At 53.5% G+C, this 24078-nt stretch carries 16 protein-coding genes; 7 read left to right on the top strand and 9 right to left on the bottom strand.

Features of this window, described 5'->3' with window-relative positions; all coding sequences use genetic code 11:
- Positions 1–58: 58 nt before the first annotated feature.
- Positions 59–2923: a M14 family metallopeptidase gene (locus E0F26_RS01635; RefSeq protein ID WP_279242305.1), complete on the bottom strand. Its 2865-nt coding sequence runs from the start codon at positions 2921–2923 to the stop codon at positions 59–61.
- Positions 2924–3089: 166 nt separating this feature from the next.
- Here E0F26_RS01635 and E0F26_RS01630 point away from each other — a divergent pair, with 166 nt between their 5' ends.
- Both E0F26_RS01630 and E0F26_RS01625 read left to right on the top strand, forming a co-directional pair.
- The gene (locus E0F26_RS01630; RefSeq protein ID WP_279242304.1) at positions 3090–4238 is read left to right on the top strand and encodes an alpha-hydroxy acid oxidase; all 1149 of its coding nucleotides are present in this window, start codon (positions 3090–3092) and stop codon (positions 4236–4238) included.
- A 27-nt stretch (positions 4239–4265) separates the two neighbouring features.
- A complete protein-coding gene (locus tag E0F26_RS01625) occupies positions 4266–5039 on the top strand; it encodes a class I SAM-dependent methyltransferase (protein ID WP_279242303.1) in 774 nt (257 codons plus the stop codon).
- 32 nt (positions 5040–5071) lie between these two features.
- On the opposite strand, the gene pip is transcribed toward E0F26_RS01625, so the two are convergent.
- The gene (pip, locus tag E0F26_RS01620) at positions 5072–6019 is read right to left on the bottom strand and encodes a prolyl aminopeptidase (RefSeq protein ID WP_279242302.1); all 948 of its coding nucleotides are present in this window, start codon (positions 6017–6019) and stop codon (positions 5072–5074) included.
- A 167-nt stretch (positions 6020–6186) separates the two neighbouring features.
- On the opposite strand from pip, the gene E0F26_RS01615 reads away from it, so the two are divergent.
- Positions 6187–8823 (top strand): zinc-dependent metalloprotease, encoded by a 2637-nt coding sequence (locus E0F26_RS01615; protein WP_279242301.1) that lies wholly within the window; start codon positions 6187–6189, stop codon positions 8821–8823.
- A 291-nt stretch (positions 8824–9114) separates the two neighbouring features.
- Positions 9115–10125: a betaine--homocysteine S-methyltransferase gene (gene bmt, locus E0F26_RS01610; RefSeq protein WP_279242300.1), complete on the top strand. Its 1011-nt coding sequence runs from the start codon at positions 9115–9117 to the stop codon at positions 10123–10125.
- 16 nt (positions 10126–10141) lie between these two features.
- Here bmt and E0F26_RS01605 read toward each other — a convergent pair whose 3' ends face one another.
- Both E0F26_RS01605 and E0F26_RS01600 read right to left on the bottom strand, forming a co-directional pair.
- The gene (locus E0F26_RS01605) at positions 10142–10624 is read right to left on the bottom strand and encodes an asparaginase domain-containing protein (RefSeq protein ID WP_279242299.1); all 483 of its coding nucleotides are present in this window, start codon (positions 10622–10624) and stop codon (positions 10142–10144) included.
- A gap of 146 nt (positions 10625–10770) precedes the next feature.
- Complete coding sequence (locus E0F26_RS01600; protein ID WP_279242298.1) at positions 10771–11745, bottom strand: oxidoreductase; 975 nt, start codon at positions 11743–11745, stop codon at positions 10771–10773.
- Positions 11746–11852: 107 nt separating this feature from the next.
- Here E0F26_RS01600 and E0F26_RS01595 point away from each other — a divergent pair, with 107 nt between their 5' ends.
- Positions 11853–12293: an ABA4-like family protein gene (locus tag E0F26_RS01595; protein ID WP_279242297.1), complete on the top strand. Its 441-nt coding sequence runs from the start codon at positions 11853–11855 to the stop codon at positions 12291–12293.
- A gap of 138 nt (positions 12294–12431) precedes the next feature.
- Here E0F26_RS01595 and E0F26_RS01590 read toward each other — a convergent pair whose 3' ends face one another.
- Positions 12432–14174 carry an isocitrate/isopropylmalate family dehydrogenase gene (locus tag E0F26_RS01590; RefSeq protein WP_279242296.1) on the bottom strand — a complete coding sequence of 581 codons (1743 nt, stop codon included), beginning with the start codon at positions 14172–14174 and terminating at the stop codon, positions 12432–12434.
- A gap of 174 nt (positions 14175–14348) precedes the next feature.
- The gene (locus E0F26_RS01585) at positions 14349–16943 is read right to left on the bottom strand and encodes a M14 family zinc carboxypeptidase (RefSeq protein WP_279242295.1); all 2595 of its coding nucleotides are present in this window, start codon (positions 16941–16943) and stop codon (positions 14349–14351) included.
- A gap of 291 nt (positions 16944–17234) precedes the next feature.
- Between E0F26_RS01585 and E0F26_RS01580 the strand changes: the two genes are divergently transcribed.
- Entirely contained in the window at positions 17235–18656 is a 1422-nt protein-coding gene (locus E0F26_RS01580; protein WP_279242294.1) for an MFS transporter, read from the top strand.
- 100 nt (positions 18657–18756) lie between these two features.
- Here the strand turns inward: E0F26_RS01580 and E0F26_RS01575 are convergent, their stop codons facing one another.
- The 3 genes from E0F26_RS01575 to E0F26_RS01565 all read right to left on the bottom strand — a co-directional run bounded on the left by E0F26_RS01575 (position 18757) and on the right by E0F26_RS01565 (position 22019).
- The gene (locus tag E0F26_RS01575) at positions 18757–19515 is read right to left on the bottom strand and encodes an acyl-CoA thioesterase domain-containing protein (RefSeq protein WP_279242293.1); all 759 of its coding nucleotides are present in this window, start codon (positions 19513–19515) and stop codon (positions 18757–18759) included.
- On the bottom strand, positions 19512–20417 hold the full coding sequence (locus E0F26_RS01570) for a DMT family transporter (protein WP_279242292.1): 906 nt from the start codon (positions 20415–20417) through the stop codon (positions 19512–19514). The genes E0F26_RS01575 and E0F26_RS01570 overlap by 4 nt, the downstream gene beginning before the upstream one ends.
- 72 nt (positions 20418–20489) lie before the next feature.
- Complete coding sequence (locus E0F26_RS01565; protein ID WP_279242291.1) at positions 20490–22019, bottom strand: 4-hydroxyphenylacetate 3-hydroxylase family protein; 1530 nt, start codon at positions 22017–22019, stop codon at positions 20490–20492.
- 148 nt (positions 22020–22167) lie between these two features.
- Between E0F26_RS01565 and E0F26_RS01560 the strand changes: the two genes are divergently transcribed.
- A complete protein-coding gene (locus E0F26_RS01560; protein ID WP_279242290.1) occupies positions 22168–24054 on the top strand; it encodes a flavin-containing monooxygenase in 1887 nt (628 codons plus the stop codon).
- Positions 24055–24078 lie beyond the last annotated feature (24 nt).

Here is a 24078-nt window from a genome sequence, read left to right as displayed (position 1 = left end):
AGGGTCATTCAAGCGCGCTTGAATTGCAACGCCGAATTCTCTTTGACGGGGGCATCGACTAGAGCGCTACTTTGGCAGAGGTGCCAAGGCCTGCACCGTAGACCAAGGCATTTAGCCAGATTCGACCGACGCCACGAGTCGAGCCTCGGAAATTGGGCTGGCCTGAGAACAAAATAACTTGGCCTTTACCTACGCGCTCTCGGGTGACGTATGCCGAGTTCGCGATTCGCGACGCAGCTTCAGGCCAAATCAATCCACTCATCCTGACTGTGAGCGCGTGACCCTCCGGGACGGTTGACCAATTAATGGCTTGCGCCTCGCGAGCACTGGGGTCTTTGGTCATAACGCCGACACGAACGACCGCTTGTTGACTGCCTTTGGTCATCAATGCGGGTTGATTTTCGTAAAGTAGCGGCAACATCTCGGGTGATCCAAAGCTCATCCAGTGCAGGATGTCGACTTGACCTGCGACCATGGCCCCTGAGGGCATAAAGCGCTTCTGCCAAGCTTCACGCCGCTTTAGTTCGTCGGCTGATAAGGCCTTTGCACCTTGCTCCCAAGGGTAATCGACTACGGTACTGACGTTGTGCGCACTGACGGCCGCCATGTCGAGTTGATCACTTGTTGAGAGACGCTCGCGTTGTAATGCGATGTCGTAGTCCTGCGCGCTGTCGAGCACATCACCGATAGAGCGCACTTGTCCGATACCGTTATCTCGCGCTATCTGAGCTGCACTGTTGTCATGCGCAATCAGCGTACCGCCTTGTTTAACCCAGTCTTTGAGCGCACTCGTTTCGGCACTATTCATTGGGCGATAGCCGTTGGGCATCACGATAGTGTTGTAGCGCCTCAGATCTGCGCGCGACAAGTACGCTGTATCAATCTGGCTGTGACGAATGCCGAGGTGAGTGTCGATGGCCCACCAGCTCGAGCCGACGTCATAACTGCTGAAGCCCTGCTGACTGAGAATGGCGATTTGTGGTTGCGTGAGAAGACGGAAATGCGCGCCTCCCCAGTCAGGTAAGTCACCGGCACCATAGCCTGAGCCCACTGAGACGAGGTCGATATTCAGCATTTTCGCCTCAGCGCTTATGAGTTCGACTAAGTTCTCACTTTTCGGGTTATCCATGGCGGTGACGAAGACAGTACCCCGAGGGAGAGCTTGATCTGACAGCGCTGTTGCTTTGTCGATCACACGAACCTTTACGCCTTGTTCCATGAGTCTTGCGGCAAATGCCACGGAACGATCATCCTCGCCACTTACCGCCCAGGCGATGGCTGCTTCGTCGACCGACTGCATCGGTGTGTGGGACTGCCAGGGAGAGAGGCCCTTGGATAGGTGTGTCGGCACCGTAACGGATGGAAGTCCAAACATCATGCTGAAGTTCCAAGCGGTAGTGTCATACATCAACGAGGAGCCATCGCGAAGCGTACGTTGGCGCTCTTCAATGAGAACAGACTTTTTAACGTCGGCATCAAACTCCAAAATCGCCGCAACAAGCGGAGCATCCGGTTGGCGGTTGGGAACAATGAGACTGCCGGCTGGGATTTCAAATTGCTTTTTCGTCTCTCCTAGCTGGGTTATCGCTGAGTCGACCTTGATCGGCGACTTGTTGGTAAAAAGCTCGATGCCCTGAGCCTCTAATCGATCGACCAAGGCATTCATTCGTCCGTGGTTTTCATTGGCTAAAAAGACGTAGCTTCGATTGGCAAACTCACTCTTTGCGGAAACGTTGTACTTTCGGCCATCCCAGTAGTCTCTGTACATGGCCTGTGAGTGGGTCTGGAGCGAGGCGAGATTAGCCATGGTACTCACGAATTGGTGATGCACTGACTCCATGTAGGTCTGCACCGTGCCCTCCGGGCGGCGGACGCCGTCCTCTGCCATACGAGATTGCTCATACAAGATATGCATGCTGCCGCGATACTCAGCGTAGTTGGAGTACCCGGGATACCAGTTCTCGAACCACTCACCGGTGAAATAGCGCCAAGCACGGTCATCAAACGCCGCGCCTTGCTCTTCAGAGAACACGCGAGCCCATTTCTGCAGGTCGTTGTCGATATTAGCGTTGAGAGGCTCTCGCGGTGGCCCCATCAAAAAGGTGCTCTGCGAACCCATTTCGTGTCCATCGATAATGAGCTGCGGGCGCCATGAATTAATCAGGGCAACGCGCCCCTGTGTTTCAGGCTGGGTCAGCAAGAAAAAATCTCGGTTGAGGTCAAAAAGGTAGTGATTGGTTCGTCCAAAAGGCCAGTCTCCGGTGTGAAGAAGGGACTGATCATCCACATTGGGCGCGGTACCGCGGTATTGCTCGAGTGATTTCGCAAAACGTGCTCGCCCGTCTGGGTTCATCATGGGGTCGATGACGACGATCATGTTGTCGAGCATCGATGCGGTATCGTCATCGGTACTCGCAATCAGATGGTAAATACTTGCTAGCGCAGCGTCAGCGCCCGACGTCTCGTTGCCATGAATCGAATATGCCATCCAAGCGACGGCAGGTAGCGACTCTATGATGGCGTTAGCCTCTGTATTATCGAGGGTTCTGGCGTCCGCCAATTTATTAATTTGCGCTTCAATATCGTCGAGTCGGGCTAGGTTTGTGGGCGATGAGATAAAGACTGCGAAAAGCGGCCGACCCTCGTGAGTTTGGGCGTATTCGATAACTTTGAGCCGATCTGACTGACCCTGCCATGCCATGATTGCTGCAGTGATTTGTGCCGGATTGGCAACGCGTTGACCCGCTTCAAATCCGAGGAACGTCGCAGGGTCTGAGACGGTGTCTGAGTAAGTTCCCTCAAGAATGTTCCCATCGTATACGAGGTCTGGGTCCGCCGTTGGTTTCATAAGCAAGCCCGCCCATGCATTCTGGGTAAGGACGGCCGTAACAAAGGCGAGTAGCAGGTTTCTAATCATTAGCATGGTGATCTCTTTCCTATCATCGATGGGATACGTAGCCTACTCACAAACTGCGGCTTTTGAGCTTTACGGTACGATGCGCTGTAAGTGTTTTATCATGCCGTGCAACGGCTGCATTGAAAATAGTGCCGCGCTGTAAACGGATCAGCACAGTAAATAGGAAAGCGTCATGCGATTAACGGACTGTCATAATTTTGCCGACTTTAGGCGCCTGGCCAAAAAACGGCTACCCGGTCCGATTTTCCACTACATTGATGGTGCCGCTGATGATGAAGTCACTTACCGACGCAACACTGAGGCTTACGAGACCGTCGATTTAGTCCCCAATGTTTTAAATGGGGTCGACGCGGTCGATATGTCTGTCACCGTTATGGGACAGAAGCTCGATATGCCCCTCTACTGTGCGCCCACAGCGCTTCAGCGTTTGTTCCATCATGACGGTGAGCGCGCGGTGGGTAGGGCCGCGACTGAGTTTGGAACGATGTTCGGCGTATCTTCCTTGGCAACGGTTGCGGTCGAGGAGATTGCTGCGCTTGCGCCTGGGCCGAAGATGTTTCAATTTTATTTTCACAAAGACCGTGGGCTTAATGACGCGCTACTTGAACGGGCGCGAGCCGCTAACTTCAATGTGATGGCCCTCACGGTAGATACGATTACCGGTGGTAACCGCGAACGAGATTTACGGACCGGTTTCACCTCCCCACCGAAACTAAATCTTCAGTCCGCCTGGAGTTTTGCAACGCATCCCGCCTGGGCATGGAATTTCTTTACCAAAGAAAAATTTGATATGCCGCATCTTTCCGGGCATGTCGATCAAGGGACGAATGTGGCTGTTTCTGTTGGTGAGTATTTTTCAAGCATGCTCGATCCAACGATGTCCTGGAAGGACGCGGAAAAACTCTGCGCGCAGTGGAACGGTCAGTTCGCACTCAAGGGCATCATGTCAGTGGAGGATGCCAAGCGTGCGGTCGATATTGGTTGTACCGGGATTATGGTCTCAAATCATGGTGGGCGTCAGCTCGATGGGTCGCGCGCCCCCTTCGATCAACTGGCTGAAATTTGTGATGCCGTGGGCGACAAAATTGATGTTATTTGTGAGGGGGGTATTCAACGCGGTACTCACGTGTTGAAAGCGCTGTCGGTAGGCGCCAAGGCGGTATCGGGTGGTCGACTTTATTTATACGCCTTAGCCGCTGCAGGGCAGCCCGGCGTCGAGCGCGCATTGGGTAACCTGCGTGCAGAGATCGAGCGCGATATGCGCTTAATGGGCGTCAAACACCTCAGCGAGCTCAGCAGAGATAATTTGCGCTACCGGTAGGGCGCGTTAAAGAGTGCAAAGCTTGTGGTGACTATTTTCGAGTTTAATCGACGCGCTTGGGATGAGCTGGTTGAGTCGGGAAATCGATGGACTGTTCCCGTGAGTTCTGACGACATTAAGCGGGCGCGTGAGGGAGACTGGCAGGTTCTGCTCACGCCCTCGCTGCCGGTCCCTCATACCTGGTTTCCTGACCTGCGGGGCTGTCGCCTACTCTGCCTTTCCTCTGGTGGCGGGCAACAAGGTCCAATCTTGGCGGCGGCAGGTGCAGAGGTGACCGTTTTTGACGCCTCAGCCAAACAGCTTGAGCAAGATCAATTTGTCGCCCGCCGTGAAGGGCTGTCATTAGAGACCATAGAGGGCGATATGGCGGATCTAGCATGCTTCGACGATGAGGCGTTTGATTTTATTTTCCACCCCTGTTCGAACTGTTTTGCCGAGGCAATCCGACCTATTTGGCAGGAAGCCTACCGCGTACTTCGCCCGGGCGGCTCAATCGTAAGTGGGTTTGTTCAGCCCTTTCATGGACTTTTTGACCCAGCGCTTGATAAGCAAGGTATTTTTCAGCTGAAGTTTTCGATGCCACATTCCGATCTCAAAGTGAGTGAGGCGGATCGCGCGCAATGGTTCGGTGACCACGCGCCGATTGAGTTCGTGCACTCGCTCGACGATCAGCTTGGCGGACAGCTCGATGCCGGGTTTTTAATTGCAGGCCTTTACGAGGACGATTGGGGTGGCAGCGAGCCTATTGACCGACTCATTAAAAGTTTCGTCGCGGTGCGCTCGATCAAGCCTGTGAGCTGAGACAGTATTTTGTATCCATAAAAGGCTCAGCGTTAACGATCGGCAAATCGATCTGTGGCTGCAATCAGCGCACGGGCATTCGCAGGATCAAAAGCCGAGTGCCCCGCATTTTGAACCAGGGTAAACGTCGCCTCGGGCCAAGCCTCGTGCAGCGCCCAAGCGGTGGTCGGCGGGCAGACAACATCGTAACGACCCTGAACGATCTCGGTGGGTATATGGCGAATCGAATCGATATTTTCGAGGAGTTGATTAGGTGTTTCAAAAAAGCCGCCATTCACAAAGTAATGGCACTCGATACGCGCCATCGCAAGTGCTGCCTCTGGCTCATCTAACTGTTCCATGAAGTCACTGTTTTGGTGCAGGAAACTCGTCGATGCTTCCCATACCGACCATGCACGCGCGGCAGCCAAACGCACGGCTTCATCATCACTGGTTAAGCGCTTGTGAAAGGCACTGACAAGATCCGAACGCTCTTCTTCGGGAATCGGGGCCAGGTAGTTCTGCCAGGTGTCCGGGTACATGGCGCTGGCACCTTCCTGGTAGAACCATCTGATTTCCTCGGGGCGTAGCAGGAAAATACCTCTCAAAACGAGTTCGGTAACGCGCTCAGGGTGTGTTTGCGCGTAGGCAATGCTCAGCGTACTGCCCCAGGAGCCACCGAAAACGAGCCAACGATCGATGCCGAGGTGCTCGCGGAGCTGTTCCATGTCGGCTATTAAATGCCAGGTGGTATTTGCGTCCAGCGACGCATGCGGCAGAGACCGACCGCAACCGCGTTGATCAAAGAGAATGATGCGATAGCGTTCAGGGTTAAAGAATTGTCGTGCCGCTGGAGATGAGCCCCCACCAGGACCACCGTGAACAAAAATGCAGGGCTTGCCGTTCGGGTTGCCCGACTCCTCAAAATACACCTGATGACCGTCTCCCACATCGAGCCAGCCGCTGTGAGAGGGTTGTAGAGGAGGGTAGAGCGCGCGCATCGCTAAATGTCCGAGTGGTTTGATGAAAGTGTACTGCTCTTGTGGCGTTTTAATCGATGGATTTATTCGTTTTTAGACCTGTTTTTTTTGATTTCTACCGGTGGCTGAGAGTATCTTTCCTGCACTCAAAAAGATCGATTGCACTCATGCATGACCAAGGAATAACAATGAACCGTACTGACCTGTGGAAGCTCTTGCTGCTCGTCTTACCGCTGTCGTTAACACTGTCAGTTAACGCGCTGGCGCACGACACGCCCGAGGGCGGTGAAACACCTGATGTGAAGGCCGAAGAAGTGTCGGAGAAGGCCTCTGATGATGAGGCGGAATCCGAAGCGGGTGAAGAAGAGGAAGAGGAAAAGCCCAAAACCATCGCCGAGCTCACCGAGGAGATGGACCGAATCGACGGGCTATTTACGCTTTTTCGCGACCCCAAAACCGGCGCCACTAAAATGCTGCTTCAAGGCGACCAGCTCAATAGTGAGTTCATTTACTTCAAGCACACCATGAATGGTGTCACCGATGCCGGTGCTTTCACGGGCTCCTACGGCGATCAATACATCTTCACCATCGAGCGACGATTCGACAAATTACAGTTCGTTCGGCAGAACACGGCCTACTATTTTGACCCTGATAACGCTATCTCGAGGGCATCACAGGCTAATATTTCGCGAGCCGTGTTGGCAGTCACCGCGATTGCTGCCGAGAACGAGGAAACCGGCGAGGTCTTAATCGACTCAGACGCGCTTTTCTTGTCTGAGGCATTTGCCAATGTCACTTACTACGGCGGTGATGATCCGGGTGATCGCTTTACGCTTGGCGGCTTGGATCCGGAAAAGAGCCAAATTCTTGACTTGCGTAACTACCCCGAAAATACAGCGGTTGAAGTCGAGTATGTGTTTAACAATCCCAAGCCTAAGCGTGGCGGGAGCGATGCGGTAACCGATGCACGCAACGTATCTATCACCGTCCGCCATACGTGGATAGAAGTGCCAGAGAACGATTACCAGCCTCGCTTCGCTGATGCGAGACTCGGATCGTTTAACGTACAGGTAACAGATCTTACCTCCACTGATTCAGCACCCTACCGCGATTTACTGGAGCGCTGGCATTTGGTGAAGAAGGATCCCTCGGCTGAGATATCAGACCCCGTTGAGCCGATAACGTGGTGGATTGAAAACACGACCCCTATCGAATGGCGTGACCTGATTATGGGAGCGGCGCTCGAGTGGAATAAGGCGTTTGAGCACGCAGGGTTCAGCAACGCTATGGTCGTTAAAGTACAGCCCGACGACGCTGACTGGGACGCGGGTGATATTCGCTACAACGTATTGCGTTGGACTTCATCGCCACGACCCCCGTTTGGTGGGTATGGACCGAGCTTTTCTAATCCGCGAACCGGTCAGCTACTCGGTGCCGACATCATGCTCGAGTACTCCTTCCTTAATCGCTCAAAGCTAACGCGCGAGTTGATCCAAGGTGAGGCTGTGGAGCCCATGATGCTGGGTGGTCACGACGCGCGCCTTTGTTCTGTTGGACATGCAATCGCCGAGGGCGGGCTCATGGCTGATATCGCCCTTCAAATGGACGGTGGTGATGCGGACATCGAGGAACAGCTCAAGCGCGATCGCCTGTACTACCTGATTCTTCATGAGTTGGGCCACACACTGGGTATGAACCACAATATGAAGGCCACTCAACTGCTCAGTCCCGCGCAACTCGCGGACCCAGAGGTACTTGAGTCGGGTGTTATTTCGGGCTCAGTGATGGACTATCCCGCAGTGAATTATGCCCCTGACCGCGATGATCAAACACTGTTCTACACCATTGCGCCGGGACCTTATGACGATTGGTACATCGAATACGCCTACTCGCCCGGTTTATCGAACGCTGACAGAGAAGTTGAGCGACTCGAGGCAATTGCAGCGCGGTCAACCGAACATGCTTTGTCATTTGGTAACGACGCCGATGACATGCGCAGCCCGGGCAGAGGTATGGACCCGCGCGTCAATATTTATGACAACAGCTCTGACTCGATTGCTTACGCGTCGACTCAAATGAAGCTTATGCACGACACGTTGAACAAGACAGCAAAGTGGACACCCGATGAGGGTGACTCCTACGAGGATGTGGTCGATGGTGTGGCCTTGCTGGTTCGTCTTTGGGGTACAAATGCGGGCGTGATTTCGCGATGGATTGGCGGTGTGTACGTCGACCGGGCCGTAGTTGGACAAGAAGGTGCGACGGAGCCCTTCAGGCCTGTTGAGCGGGAGCGTCAAAAAGCGGCGATGGCAGCACTTAGTGATCAGCTGTTTAGCCCGGAGGCCTTTGAGATCGATGGCGCGCTATGGCGCCAGGCGGCACCTGAGCGTCGCGGCTTTGAGCACGGTGGTAGTACGGAAGACCCTAAAATCCATCGCGCAGTATTGTCTTCGCAAAAGCGCGTGTTCGATCACTTACTGAACTCCACTGTCCTCAAGCGAATCACAGATACTGAGCTTTATGGAAATGAATACCCATTGGTAGAGGTATTCGAAGACCTCACCGATGCGGTATTTGCAGCGGATGCACGCGGCAGCGTTAACAGCTTCCGTCGTAACTTACAGGTCGAGTATGTTGATCGCCTTGCCATGATGGCGAGTGAGGAAGGTGCATCGAAGTATCACAGCACCGCACAAGCACTGGCGGTTTTGACCTTGTCAGAGCTACGAGAGCAGTTAGCGAACAAGCGCCGCGGAGATCGGGTCTCCCAAGCGCATGCCAAGTTGCTGGTGATGAATATTGATCGAGCGATGGATAACGAGTAATCGCAGCGCGAGACACTGCGGCTTATCGAGAAGGGGGCTGAATAACAATCCCCTTTTTTTTGAGCGTTTTAACGGATAAGGCCCCGTCTCAATTGAGACCTTATGGCGATATCTAAGCGCCCTCAGCACGCAAAAAGTGCAAATGGTCCGGGCGCAAGCCGGAGCTCGCGCTGTGCATAAAGTGTATAAGACCCCAACACGCTTCGTGCCTCGGGTCCCACCTCGTTGTGCCTACGTCCACGGCGATTAAAAGGCATGTAAACTATGGGTTTTGGATAAGGGAACTGTCGGATGTCTAATCCAATTTTGGATGTCATTGCGCGAAAGGGATGGTGTGTCACTGATGGCGCTACGGGCTCCAATTTTTTTGGTCGAGGACTTGAAGCAGGATATCCCCCCGAACTTTGGTGTCTCGAGCGGCCTGAGGAAGTTCTCTGGTTGCACGGCGAATTTTTGAAGGCCGGCGCAGACCTTATTCTCACCAATAGTTTTGGGTCTAACGCGCCGCGTTTAAAGCTCCACAAGAGCGAGCACCGTGTTCACGAAATAAACAAAGCCGCGGCACAACTGGCCCGACAGGCGGTTTCAGAATTTGCAGATATCAGTGGGCATATAGCCGTTGTTGCCGGATCAATGGGGCCTACCGGCGAGCTTTTCGCACCCATGGGCGAGCTTACCCACGAGTCGACGGTCGCCTTTTTTACCGAGCAGGCAGAGGCGCTCGCCGAAGGGGGTGCCGATGCGCTTTGGATCGAGACCATGTCGTCAACGGAGGAGGTTGCAGCCGCCGTTGAGGCCGCAAAGAAAACGGGTTTACCCGTTGCAGCGACGCTGACCTTCGATACGGCGCGTCGCTCGATGATGGGCGTCACTCCCACTGAATATGCAAGCTTTGCTCAGGAAGTTGGACTCGATCTGATTGGCTCAAACTGCGGAATCGGTCCCGCCGAGCTCATGGATTCGACGACAGAGCTGTTAAATGCCAACAGTGGTTTACCGATTATCGCTAAAGGGAACTGCGGTATCCCTCAGTATGTCGATGGTGAGATTCACTTTCATGGCAGTCCTGAACTCATGGCACAGTATGCGTTGCATGCGCGAGACGCGGGGGCCACGGTTATCGGTGGGTGCTGCGGAACGACGCCGGAGCATTTAGCCGCGATGGTTGAGGCACTCAATTCAACCCCCTCTCGCGTGTTTGACCCGCTTGCTATGACGCAAGCGCTGGGTAAGCCGTGGCCCGATCTGTCAGATCGAGGTAGCGCAGGTGGTGGACGCCGATCGCGAAGGCGACAGGGTTAAATGCCGATACGGGCGACTAAGTCGCTTCGAAACGATTTGCTTCACGATTTTTTCGTACGCGACTGGCCTCAAAAATCTGACCGCTCATAGCAATGTAAACACCCGGTTTAGCTATTTGCACGGCGGCTACGGCCATGCCCAAATTGAACACTGCGTCAGTGGTTCGAAAACGGGCTGGCGTCAATGCGCCGGTTAGGACAACCGTCTTGTCCGTGATGCCCTCGAGGGCTTTCGCGGTCTCAGGCATGGTGTCCGTGCCATGGGTAATAACGAAGTGCGTATTTGGGTCGTTCTCGATATGCGCTCGAATGCTCTCGCGATCCGTTTTCGTCATTTCGATGCTGTCTTTTTTCATCAGGGCAACAACATCGTAGTCAAAGTCCACTAGGGCATCGGTCAAAATCGCTGTGGCGATTGAATCGCCCACTTCAAATTGGCTCAGCGCATCGAAGTAGATCTTGTCGATCGTACCGCCGGTTGAGATGAATTGAATCTTCATTGTCTTGTCAAAATCCCCAGAGAATCGATCTGCGCCGGTTGAAAGACGCGCCGACGTAAATGAGCTTAGAAAAAGTGCGCGCTAAAAGGCGTGATGCGGACATACTTTTTAACGCCTAAATCCTAGTGTTTCATGAACCACCTTTGTCACAGACGACTTATCAGAGCCTCGGTTTCTGTCCAAGTGCGTTGGGCCGTTTCTGAATCGATAGCCCATTGCCGCACGCCAGTGAAAGCGTTGCTCTCATCGGGAACCACGTCGGATACGTTGCAGTCTTCGCAGTAAACACCGCCGATATTATCAAGCAAGCTGTGGGTGGCTGCCCATAGGGAGGTTGCGCAGCCCTGCGTTGTCGTTTTGAACAGTTTTTCAGCTACGGGAGAGGGGCGACCGTCCGTATCAGTCCAGCCAAACTCTGCCATCTCTGCATTCCCTAAGTGGCGTTGCAACGGGGTGAAAATGCCACCGGGGTGCACAGAAAAGCCGCGGATGCCGTTACCTGCTTCACGGCGATCCAACTCAACGGCCATGAGCGACTGTGCCGATTTAGCTTGTCCGTAGGCCTGCCATTTGTCGTACTCCCGGTCGGTATAGTTCATGTCATCGAAGCGGACCGCACTCATGCGGTGTGCGATCGACGACAAGGTAACTAAGCGAGCACCGCGGGCTGCGCGAAGGGCGGGTAGCAAGGTTTGTAAGAGGACATAATGACCTACATGGTTGACACCTAGCTGCCACTCAAGTCCTTGCTGCGTTCGATACAGCGGGCAGGCCATGACACCTGCGTTAAAAATGGCAATATCGATTTTTGGATGGTTCGCCGCGATAGCCTCGCCAAAACGCGTAACGCTTGGCAAGTCGCTCAGGTCCATAAACCCGATTTGCTCAGCCCCAATGACACCGTCTAAGGTTGTCACAGCGCGATCGACATCGCGCGAGGGAACAATAACTTTTGCGCCGGCACCTGTTAGTGCTCTGACTGTTTCAAAACCAATTCCAGAATAGCCACCGGTCACCAGGGCCACTTTTCCTGATAGGTCGATGCCCGACATGACCTCGCTCGCCTCGGATTTACTTCCAAAACCTGTTTCGATGGAATGTTGCTGTTCAGAAATACTCATGAGGCACCTTCTCGTTGGGGGCTTGTAGCCGCCTAGTCTCGCTCGAACTGGCGACAGTAGCTACTATGGTGACACTGAAAGTGTTTGTGAAAAATAAGGATAGGCCCATGTCACTCGAAACAATTTTTAGTCTATGCGGTGCTTTGGCCATGCTGGGTTGGCTGGGGCTAGTTGTGGCTCCGACCACAGACCTTGCTCGGCGCTTGTATCCCTCGCTTGTGGCGCCAGTCATGTTAGGTCTGGTGTATGCCTATTTGATGATTAGCTTCCAAGGAGAGGCACCTGCAGAGGGTGGCTTTGGCACACTCGAGGAAGTAAAAGCCCTGTTTAGCGTCGATGCACTCTTGCTCGCAGGATGGATTCACTATTTGGTATTCGATCTTTTTATCGGCGCATGGATTCTAAGAGACAGTCAGTCCCATCAGATCAATCACTTCCTGGTCATTCCGTGCCTGTTTTTAACCTTGATGGCCGGACCGATCGGCCTGCTGTTGTATCTGTTACTGCGCGCTATGAAGGGTCAAGCCAGTAAGAGTCAAGCCAGTTAGGGTGAGGCAATGAGGGTCAAGCCAACAGCTAACCGGAGCACAGAGCCCTAACGTTTCTGTGCTTTAGCGAGCATCTTGGTTTGGTCCGCCCCGTCTTATGCCGCTGTTAATCAAACCTTTAATTCAGTCCGCTAGCGCTCAGTCGGTTTTTAGGTTCTTAGCGATCGCATCGAGGAAACCGTTCATGTCGACAATGCGCTCCTTTTCAGGGTGAGTAGTTTTACCTTTTAAATCACCCGTAATGATGCCTTGTGCCACAGTCTCGATGAGAGCCCCTTTGAGTCGCTCTGCGTAATCGTTGAGGGCTTGGTTGGCTTCTCTCAACGCGAGTTCCTCTAACGCACTGGCGACGGCAAAAATGAGCGCTGATGAGTTGAAGTTTGCCTCTTTACCCTCGGTTTCGAGGTATCGCATGTAGAGATCGTGCGCCGTTCCGTGTGGTGCTTCGAACAGCTTAGTACCGTCTTTACTGATAATTGCTGAGCTTGCGGTCGCAAGACTCCCACCGAGGGCGGCGGATATATCCGAGAAGATATCGCCGTCAAGATTTTGGGCAGGGTAGAGCCCCCAGCGAGGCGGATCGCAGATCATCTTACTGAGCTGACGCGAGGGTCGCATGATCATGAAAGAAGGTGGGGGGGTGTCGAGCGCTGCCAGCTCTTTTCGAATCTCTAAAATGATCGAACTGTAAACTTCGTCGTAGTTGACGAACTCTCGCTTCAGACCGAAATAGACTTCTTTCTTATTCGCCGCCGCATCTTTAAAGACTTGGCTAACCCAGTCTTTGATTGCTTCGCGGTCGTTCGACATAAAGAGGATGGGGTCGCCCTCGTCCACGTAGCGGGCGTGTTTCTCTTCACCGTCGACGATCACCTTGATCACACCTTTTTCGGGTGCTGGCAAGTTGTAACTGCCGTACTGGTCACCGCCGCCTGCGCTCATTCTCGATATCGATACATGCGCTTTGCGCTCGGGGAGACCATAACGCTTGAGCTGCTGAACGAGTTTGAAGAGCTTCATGCCGCTCACGTTATCGGGTATACCCCATAGCGCCCGCGCAGGTGGGTTTGAAACAATACGAGCAGCCTGTGCATCGATGAGTTCGTAGTGGTAGCTAAGACCTGCCTTCGCAACCTTTGCTTTGTAGTCTTGCTCGTAAATTTCTTCGATAGCCGTGCGCATAACACCGTCGTAGCCAGAAACGACCGTATCTTTAAGGCCAAGATAAATATCTCGCTGCTCATCAATTGCACGCTGGAAGAAGCGATGCGCCCAGGCTTTGACATCCTCAAGATCATTGGTAGCCAACATCCAGGGGTCGCCTTTGTTTAGCGAGCGTCGATGAAGTTCAACCGGGTCGCCGCTTGAGCCGACAAATACAACCTTCGCCACGCCTGTGGCGTTTGAGAGTTCGCTATAACTGAAGTCCAAGCCACCTGTTTCCATGGTGTCTACTTCAATGTCACGACCGATCCAATCGGGTCGGACGCTCTTGAGGTTCTTGAACTCGATATCCTCGCGGGTGATGTTGCCACTGATACCTTTACGGATGGCGCCATTCGGCGACTTCGTCGCAAGTGGGTCGAGCTCGGCTTCTTTGATGTCAGGGTGCTTGGCCAGGAGGTCATCAAGCTGCGCACGGTTGACGGTCATGCCCGCATTTTTAATGCCGACCCCGTGCTCTTTCAATGCCGAAATTGCGTCGTGAATTACCTTCCCGTTACTCGTGAAACGATTGGGTGCAGAGAGATCTATTTCCACAAGCTCAATATCGAGTGGCAGCGAGACGAAACGCGCCAATATTTCGGTAAATGCGACTTGTGCCATTTCGTCGCCGTGCAGCACAACAAGTGGCTTTTCGACCTTGATTTTCTCGCCCACGGCGAACCCCCTCATGAAAAGTATCGTGGCTATATTTGCCAGCGTTTATGCGGCCGCAGGGTATCCGAGAAGACCGGTAAACCCTAGGTTACTTTTCCACAGATGACCCACTTTTGCGGTGAGCGGTGCCTTGCGCCGTTTAGCGGGCGTCTTTTTCTCTTTCAGAGCCCTGTATTAGCGAGGTTCCTCGAGAAGGTCGCCGAAGAAGATACCGTTTACCAGCAATCGCTGAGTTCCCCACCAGAAAGCGCGGAAGGTAGGGCTGTCCAGACTGAGAACGACGGCACCTTGCCCTCGCTCATCCACCACCAGCCCCGCCGAATTGGCAACTAGCGTCCGATTTTCCTCCGACATATAACCCGACAGCAAGGGCGAATCGGTGTATACAATGGGTGAAGAATAGGCATTTGACGACGGATTCATGAACCGGTTTGTGGTTCTAAAGACCGCGAGCTCGCTGGAGGTATAGCCGTAGCCCAAGGGATGTGAGGTATCGAGGTTGCCCTGCAAGATCGCACCACGCACCAGTGTAAAGGCGTACTCGTCCGAGGCAGTTGAGAAAGGCTTGCGCTCTGGGAGCAGGGCACCTTGAGCTTCGGGGCTCGCCTTGTTGTTCCTCGCACGTTTCAATTCAGCAGCTTGCCGTTGTGCAGGCGTCTCGCGCCAGGTTGCCTCGGTCAAACCCTCGCCTGCTGCCCAAGCCACCGTTGATGCACCTTGTAGCCACAACACGCCACCGTTTTTCACGAACGCATCCAGTTGTGCCGTGGCGCCAGCCGCTCGGAGTGGTGTGGTCATGATGACATGCGTGTATCGATCAAGTTCAACGCGCTTCAGGTTATGGCTGTCGACCATCGTTATCGGCATATCGACGCGCGTATCGAGAAGGTGCCAGATTTCACCAGTGCCATAGGCGGAGGTGCCCGGCCCCGTAACTAAGACGACGTTTGGAAGCGAGAGTACATCAAAGTCACGACTGCCCAGATCAATTCCCTCGGGCGTGTAACTGCTAGCTGCCGGATAAACACCTAAGCCTTTTGAAACTGCCTCGGACAGCCGCGACAGCGCCGCCTCTGGAATCGACTCTTGGAGTTCGGGCGCCACAAACAGCGTACCATAGCCGAAGTTAACGGCGCCCTCGTTGGTGGTCAGTGCCGTAAAGGGTGCTTTCGCAACTCTTACATTGGCGCCTGCTTCGAGTAAGTCGTAAAGCAGTGCGGGGCTGTTTGCGTCACGCCAGTCAATAAGGTAGCCAATGGGAGACTCAGCAAGAGCCAATGCCTGACCCGCTTCAGAGGGGGCCAGCGCTTTCGTCTTTGCGTTTCTCACGGGTTCACGGGTATGCGAGAGGTTGAAGGCCCAGGGGAGTGTCCACGTTGAGACGTCGTAAAAGACGTTCTCCTCAAATTCCAACTGCGCTCGCCAGAGCGTCTCTAAATAGGTCGCCTGTGGTTGATCGAGTGGTATGGCAATGGCCTGACCTGCCTTGAACACTTGACCTTCTGCGGTGACATCGTTGGCCAGCGTCTCGACCTCAATCTGATGGCCCTTCAGAATTCGTACGAATTCTTGTAAGCGCGTGCTATCGCCCTCGGTGCTCGCAAGGTAATGCCCGCGTGAGCGCTTTTGCTTGGCGTAGAAATTGCGCTGATAGTCCAGTAAATCGTCTTTGAGCTCAGCGGTTGCTTTGAGCGACGAAAGTGACGCCCTAAATTGATTGGAAATGCTAAATGGGAAGGTCAGTTCTCCGTTAAGTGTGCTCTGACCCGCACCGCGCGAAGAGGGTTGTTCGAATAAAATGCCTACGGTGCCAAACAGATCAGGGTAGGTTGAGCCTTTACCCATGAAGAAGTCGTCGTAACCCTCTTCGGTAAAAAAGCGAACTCCCTCAGCATCGAACGCTGCCGCATGGTACTCGCCAATCTTAGCCGTCAGTAACTGGTTGATTTTGGGCGTTAGTGGATTGGTGCGCTCGGGTTTTCCCGGCATGAAAAAGAAGTTGCTGTTACTGCCCTGCTCATGAAAATCCAGCTGCACATTAGGCTTCCACTCGTGAAATAAAGCCAGCCGTCCACGACTCTCTGGGTGCTGGTGAGGCAGCCAGTCGCGGTTTAGGTCAAACCAATAATAATTGGTTCTCCCATTGGGTACTGACTGAACGTGCTCACGGTCATTTGAATCAAAGCTGGGGTTCACACCACGGTGTGCGTTACTCCAGTAAGCAAATCGATCGAGCCCGTCAGGATTCAGCATGGGGTTGAAGATAATGACGACGTCTTCGAGTTGCGCAAGCAGCGCATCGTCCAAGGCAGCGTTTAAATAATAGGCGACTAATGGCGTTGCATTTGCACCACTTGGCTCGTTTCCGTGAATGCTGTACATCATATGCAGCACAGCGGGCTGCCTGTTCAGGTCTACGTCAGCTTCGGGGTCGATAATGGCGGATCGGGCGCGCTTGATCTCGTCGAGGCGCGCGAGATTCTCCGGTGTGGACAGGGCGTAGCTGACGAGAGGCCTGCCGCCGTAGCTGCGCGCATGCTCGCCAAGCGCCACCATGCGAGGTGACGCCTCTGCTAAGGCGTTTAAGTAATTCACGATCTCGTAGTGATACCAGTGGCGCTCTCCCACTCGCACTCCGGTGACTTCCTCGGGTGTAGGAATCGAAGCATTGACGACAGGCGGTTTATCGAAGATGTCGCTGAGTGTCAGGCTTTGAGCAAAAGCCGGGGCGTTGAAAATCAGAAGTAAGGGGAGCAGTAGGCGTTTCATGGGGGTTCTCAAGTCAATCACCCCCTGATAATAGCCAGTTTCGAGCCAGAAGTGAGTACCCCCTCATTTTGCGTCAAGCCACCCGGATTCTGGAGCGTGCATTAACCGTGCTTAGGGTATTTGGACGTCGTGTCTTTCAACGTTCAGCAATGTTGCGCCGACTGCGCTCAGTTGGTGCGGCGTGCTTTTATGTGGCAACTGTATTCGGTACTCTCTTAACGAGGGCGCGTGTCACCATAACAATAACTGCCGTGACAACGACTCCTTACGGTCACCAGACGAGGAGTATCGATGTCGACAAAGGGAAGCGTTAGTGTAGGGCGCAAAGTGGCCTATGGCTTTGGTTCGGTGGCTTTCGGCGTCAAGAGCAACGGCTTCGACTATTTTTTCCTGATTTTCTACAGCCAGGTGATGGGTGTCAGTGCTTATTTGGTCAGCCTTGCGCTGATGATTGCACTGATGGTGGATGCGTTGAGCGACCCGCTCATTGGGTATCTCTCCGATAATACGCGTTCGCGCTGGGGTAGGCGCCATCCATTTATGTACGCCGCTGCGATACCGGCGGCTGTGGCGTATTACTTTGTATGGAATCCGCCAGCGGGTCTTGAGGGCGATGCGCTCTTCCCTTATATCGTCACGATAGCCATCTTGGTAAGAACCTTGATTACCGTCTACGAGATTCCGAGTTCGTCTTTAGTGGCCGAAATGTCCGATGATTACGACGAGCGCACCAGCATGCTGAGCTACCGCTATTTCTTCGGGTGGACGGGCGGTACGCTCATGGGGGCTTTCGCCACCATTTTCATTTTGGTGCCGACGGCGACCGTGCAAAATGGCATGTTCAACGTTGAGGGGCATGGCCAGGTCGGCGCGATTGCGGCAATGAGTATCTTTCTGGCCATCATGATTTCGGCACTGGGCACCCACAAAATGATTCCCGACCTGAAGCCCCCTCCGCCGGCCCGAAAGCTGAGTTTGATGTTGATCTATCGTGAGGTGTTTGAAACGCTGGCAAGTCGCTCGTTTCTCGCGCTTTTCTTGGCCGCGCTTTTTGGTGCGGTTGCTTCAGGTGTTTCAACAACGCTCAGCTTTTATTTCTCCACTTTCTTCTGGGGGTTTTCCACTGAACAGATTGGTCTGATCTCCTTGAGTGTAGTGATTTCAGCGCTCATGGCGTTTTTTATATCGCCGGCCATCTCGCGTCGTCTTGGTAAAAAACGCGGCGCAATAACCATTGGCCTAATGGCATTTACCGTAGCTCCTGCCCCCATTCTCATGCGCTTGCTTGGACTCATGCCTGAAAACAGTGACCCAATGCTTTTTCCACTTGTTCTCAGCATTATCGTTGTAGATGTGGCTTTGATTATTGCCTACCAGACACTCTCCTCTTCCATGATTGCGGACTTGGTGGAAGAGGCAGAAATTAAAACGCAGCGCAGGAGCGAGGGTGTCTTTTTTGCGTCAGTGACCTTTGTCAGAAAGGTGACCCAAGGTATTGGTGCGGCGGTTGCAGGGGTGTTACTGACAATCAGCCAATTTCCCGCAGGCGCTACACCCGACCAAGTACCTGAGGCCGTGCTGACGACATTTGGTTGGCTCTATGTGCCGGTGATTTTTGGATTGTGGATGATTATGGTCGCCTGCCTGTCACTTTATTCGGTTGACCGGCACAGGCATGAGGCGAATTTGGAAACGCTCGCTAAGCGCTCCTAGTCTCGGTTTTTGAATCAGGACAGGTCTCGCGTCTCCCGGTTAGCTGACCAACACGCCCACGGGTGGGGTCGCGATAGAAGACCATCCTAGATCCTCTCGCCTACCGTCTCGGTAACAAACCGGTTTGACTGGAGGTCGACAGCAGACGCCCTTCCTCGGTGAACTGGTGAGTGACGCCCATGGCAACGCCCTCACGAAAGCCTGACATTTGCGTAATACACAAAATCCAATCCGTTGGCTCAACAGAAAAGATTCGCAGGGTGTTGTCGAGGCTTGTGCCCCCGCGAGTATTGCGATGTGCCCCCAGCATAAAGTCTGACGTAAGAGCCAACAGTCCAGACGTGATGGGGATGTCGCGAATGGGCTTGATCCACATGTACTCAAGTCCTGCATCAGGATCTTCGAGCGCAGTCCGTCGATCGAACTCAAAGATGAGATTTCCGTCGGTCTGTATCAACGGGTCGTCCTTTTTGGGGCAGTTCTTGGGGCTATCGACCTCGGGCATCTGGATAAACTGTCTGGAGATGCCGGGGCGTGCGCCAAGCGCTGCAAACATCGATTGCACGGGTTTGCCGTCGGCACTTATATCAAGACGAACTTGGCTCAAACTGTTGCCACCGCTTTGTAGCGAGGTATCAACGTCAATTAGCTGGTGATTTCGAGCGGCTGCGTTGAATTGAATTGTGCTCCACAGCATGGGTTTATTCGTCGCCATTTCAGCCGCATCAATGGCGATCGCTTGGGCCACGCCCCCCATGACGAACTCCACATCCTCGGGACCAACGCACATAGCGCGTGTCGCCGTCACTGAGAATCTACCGTCAACGGTCGTAGAGGCCATGGGTGTCCAAAAACTCATTTTTTCTCGCGAAGCGGGCTTGTATTGGATGAGGATGCGCGCATCACGTAGAGGCAAGCGGCAACAATAATCGATGCGCCTATCCACGTATTTATGCCGGGCCACTCCCCGAATAGGGTGAGTCCGATTAGGGCGGACCAAATAAGCTGCGTGTAGGTGAACGGCGCAAGCTTTGCGGCGGGAGCGCCCGAGTAGGCAAGGGTCGTCAGAGACCAAAAGCTGACCCCTAATAAAGCCGCAATAGCGTAGCCGGTAAATAGCCCCTCAAGTGGCTGTATATCCATTAGGAAAAAGATGGGCAATACGTAAAGCGCAGGTAAGGTGTTGGCAAAAAAAGCCACGACAATGGGGTCCTCGCTCTGGGATCTAAAGCGGAGTAGCACGACCGAGACAGAGTGAAACAGCGACGCAAAGATTGGTGCCAGATAACCAAATAGTGGTCCCTCGAGATTGGCGGAAAAGAGATTCGCCTCGAAGTGAATAATATAAAGCGCGCCACTGAATCCGAGTAGCGTTCCGATGATCACGTCGCGCTTGAGGGGCTCTTTCAGAAGTAGCCAAGCGAGTGGCCCGACCATCAAGGTGCCTGTTAGTCCTAGGGCGGCGGCGGTGGCTAGGGGAATAACGGAAACACCCCAGAAAAAGAGCCCCGCGGACATGATCTGGAAAAAGCCACGGAGTAAGTGAAACGGCACTGCCTGCCACCCCGGAAGCTTGGGCCGAAATAGGCTCCACAGAAGGATCGCCAAGCAGGCGCCAAGCGAGTAGCGCCAAGCCGTAACCACGATCACGCTCTCGTGGATTGACAGTCCCTTTATCATGGCGTTCATGCACGAGGCGAAAAAGATCGCAGCGGCCGCATGCAAATAGGGTGATCGAATAAAGCTGTGATACTGCGACATAGGGTTTAAACCAGGCAGGCCCTCGTATAGAGGGCCCTCTGCACAACTACCTTGGTTGTTTTTGGGGTGCGTTTATCCCAAATGGGAATCCGCGTCAGTGGCGATAATGCCTGCCAGACGCTTAGCTAGCGACTGTTTTTTTCCAAAGTCGGTCTCTCTGAGGACTTGAATGCGCTGTGCTTGGGGCGACCCGGCACCGTGCATTGACTCTGTGAGATAACCGACCGCATTTCTCCCTAAAGTCATATTTTCGATAAGACGGAGCATTCTCGTCCGATCTTCAGTGCTGACTGAGGTTTTACCCTGAAGGTACTTATCGAGTTTTGGGCCAATTGTTTCGTGCTCGAAATCTGCTTGAGAGGGCAGTGTGACCATAAGACCACCGGCTAGGTCTTGAGCGAGTCGGGATATCTCGTAGGGAAAGCGCGTCACGTTGTGCTTACAAATATTCGCGAGGATGGGATCATTTATGAAGGCACCACTTTCGTGCTGTGTCGCTTCATAAGACGATGCGATGCCCGAGGAGTAGATGGTCTCGTTAAGGTGAGTCATCTCCACCAGTTTATCGCGCACATGACTCGCTGTTTCGGCACCGTTCATTTCGGCAACACTCGAAGCGGCGCCAATCATAACGTCACCGAGTCCTGTTTTGCAGACATAGCTGGCTCGGTGGTAGGCGGTAAATCGAGAGACGAGTTCCTGCGCAAATTCGTATTCGCCGTCCATCAGTACGTGTTCCCATGGGATGAATACATCGTCAAAAATAACGAGTGTTTCCTGGCCGCCATACTTCGCGTTGCCTTTGTCGATGTCACCCACCTCGAGCGCCCGGGTATCACAGGACTGTCGCCCGTAAATATAGGTGAGGCCCGGTGCGGTGGCTGGAATCATGCCAATGACCGCGTAGTCCTTATCGGCCTCTCGCATATTCATGGTGGGCATGACGCAGATCCAGTGTGAGTTGAGTCCGCCTGTCATATGGGCCTTCGCGCCTGTCACGTAGAGACCTTTCTCGGTTCGACGCGTGACATGCATGAAGAGATCGGGGTCTGCCTGATCGCTTGGACGCTTGCTCCGATCACCTTTGGGGTCGGTCATGCCGGCGCCCACAATCAGATTGCGTTTTTGTGCTTTTTTCAGGAAGTCGACATAACGTTGGTGGTAGCGCGTACCGTGTGACTTGTCGATATCGTAGGTAATGGAAAAGAGTACGCTCAAGGTGTCGAGGCCGGCGCAGCGTTGAAAACAGGTGCCTGTGAGCTGGCCCATGCGCCGTTGCATTTTGTTTTTCTGAACAAGGTCCTGCGGTGACTCGGGCACATGCAAAAATCGGTTGATCTGCTGTTGTGCAATTGACGACCAAACAGTTGCGAGCTGCGGATCTTCGTCTGCGAGGATATAAGACTCCGCCATGGCGTTGATGGAGGGCCGGATGATCGGGTGATCAACGGGCTCTTCGACGCGCTCGCCCAACAGGAATACCTCGAGTTTTCTCCCTCTGAGACTCTCAATATAGTCTTGCGCCGTTTTGAGCTCAGAGAATTGCTGCCATTGTTGCTCGGCGGTGAGTTCTTTGCGCTGGCCTTGGGTAAGGTCGTTCATGGCTGATGTCCTTTTTATTTGCCATCAGTTAAAGCAGAAATATCGGTGCAGAGCAATGACAGCGATCCGCCGATTTTTGTCAGACTTTGCTACATTGCTCTCAGGCGACGCGATGCCTTTGAATAATAATGAGTAGTGAGGACATCACATGACAGCGGCAGTATCTGGCAATCTCCACTTCGACCCCGATCAGTTGCGAGAAAAATACAGACAGGAGCGTGATAAGCGCATCCGCTCTGACGGTAATGATCAGTACATCGAGGTCACTGGCGATTTTTCACACTATGTCGACGACCCTTACGTTGAACCGGGTTTTGAACGCGCTCCTGTGACGACACAAGTAGACGTTCTGATTATCGGTGGTGGTTTCGGCGGCATGCTCGCCGCGGCGCGACTTCGTGATGCCGGAATTAATGACCTAATGATTGTCGAAAAAGGTGGCGGCTTTGGTGGTACCTGGTACTGGAATCGCTACCCCGGAGCCTCGTGTGATATTGAGTCTCTCGTTTATTTTCCCCTTCTTGAGGAGACTGGATTTATTCCCAAGCAGCGCTACACGAACGCCACGGAGACACTCGAGTACTGTCAACTTATCGCGGAGCAATACAAGCTCAATGACATTGCGCTCATGCAAACGCAGATTCTCAGTACCGACTGGTCGGAGGAAGAGAAGCTGTGGGTTGCTCGCACAAATCGAGGGGACAGCATAAAAGCCAACTTCGTGATTCATTCAAATGGGCCGCTGAATCGCCCTAAATTGCCCGCTATACCCGGTATCGATAAGTTCACCGGGCACACCTTTCACACCAGTCGCTGGGATTATCGCTATACAGGCGGTGGACCCTTCGGTGGGCTCGACAAGCTCGCTGATAAGCGCGTGGCTGTTATAGGCACCGGCGCTACAGCGGTGCAGTGTGTACCTCACCTCGCTGCATCGGCCAAGGAACTGTATGTTTTTCAACGTACACCCTCGTCGATTGATGTTCGAAATAACACGCAAATTGACGGTGACTGGCTAAAGAGTCAGCCGCCTGGTTGGCATCACAAGCGCCGAACGAATTTTGAGTCTCTTCTTGCCGGAATGCCGGTCAAAGAAGACCTGGTGCACGACGGTTGGACTGAGGCCTTCAGGGATATCTTTGGGGGTGTTCGCCAGTATCGCCCCAGTGGCTGGCGTCTGTTGTTATGGAGTTTAGGGTGGGCGCTCTCCAGCGCGCGTAAAGAGCGCGGTATTAAGCAGTACTTGACCGATAAGGCCATGATTGAAATGGGTCTCCAGGAGAAAATGGAAATGGCCGACTTCGCCAAAATGGAAAAAGTGCGGGCACGTGCCGACTCAGTGGTAGAGGACACAGAAACCGCCGAATCGCTCAAACCTTATTACCGTCAGTTTTGTAAGCGCCCCTGCTTCCACGACGAATACTTACAGGCCTTTAATAATGCCAACGTAAGGTTGGTCGATACCGAGGGAAAAGGTGTTGAGGCCTTCACGGCAAAGGGTATCGTCGCGAACGGACAGGAGTTTGAAGTCGATTGTATTGTCTTTGCAACGGGTTTTGAGGTCGGAACTGACTACTCTCGTCGCGCGGGTTACTCCGTTACGGGGGTCGGCGGTTTGACGATCTCTGATAAATGGGCCGATGGCATGGCGACGTTTCACGGCCTCCACACACGCGGCTTTCCCAACGCTTTTTTCTTTGGTCCCCAGCAATCGGGCTTTACAGCGACCTACACATTTGCCCTCGATGAGAACGCGATGCAGACCGCCTACATTTTGGGTGAACTGAAGAAACGTGGTGCGACGCGCATTGACGCCTCAGAAAAGGCCGAGAAAGCTTGGATTAACACCATCAAGCGCGTTGCGAGACAAACTGAGGAATTCCAGAAGTCCTGCACGCCCGGTTATTACAATAACGAGGGTCACGTTGAGTTTGAGTCCCAAAACACCTTTTACGGTGGTGGCCCCATAGAGTTTTTCAACCTCATGGCGAAGTGGCGCGAGGCGGGTGATTTAAAAGGACTCGAAATTTCCTAGCGGTACACGTTAAGGTCTCTGAGT

It is taken from the genome of Candidatus Paraluminiphilus aquimaris, assembly GCF_026230195.1.
GTDB lineage: Bacteria > Pseudomonadota > Gammaproteobacteria > Pseudomonadales > Halieaceae > Luminiphilus > Luminiphilus aquimaris.
This window is presented reverse-complemented; position numbering and strand designations above follow the sequence as displayed.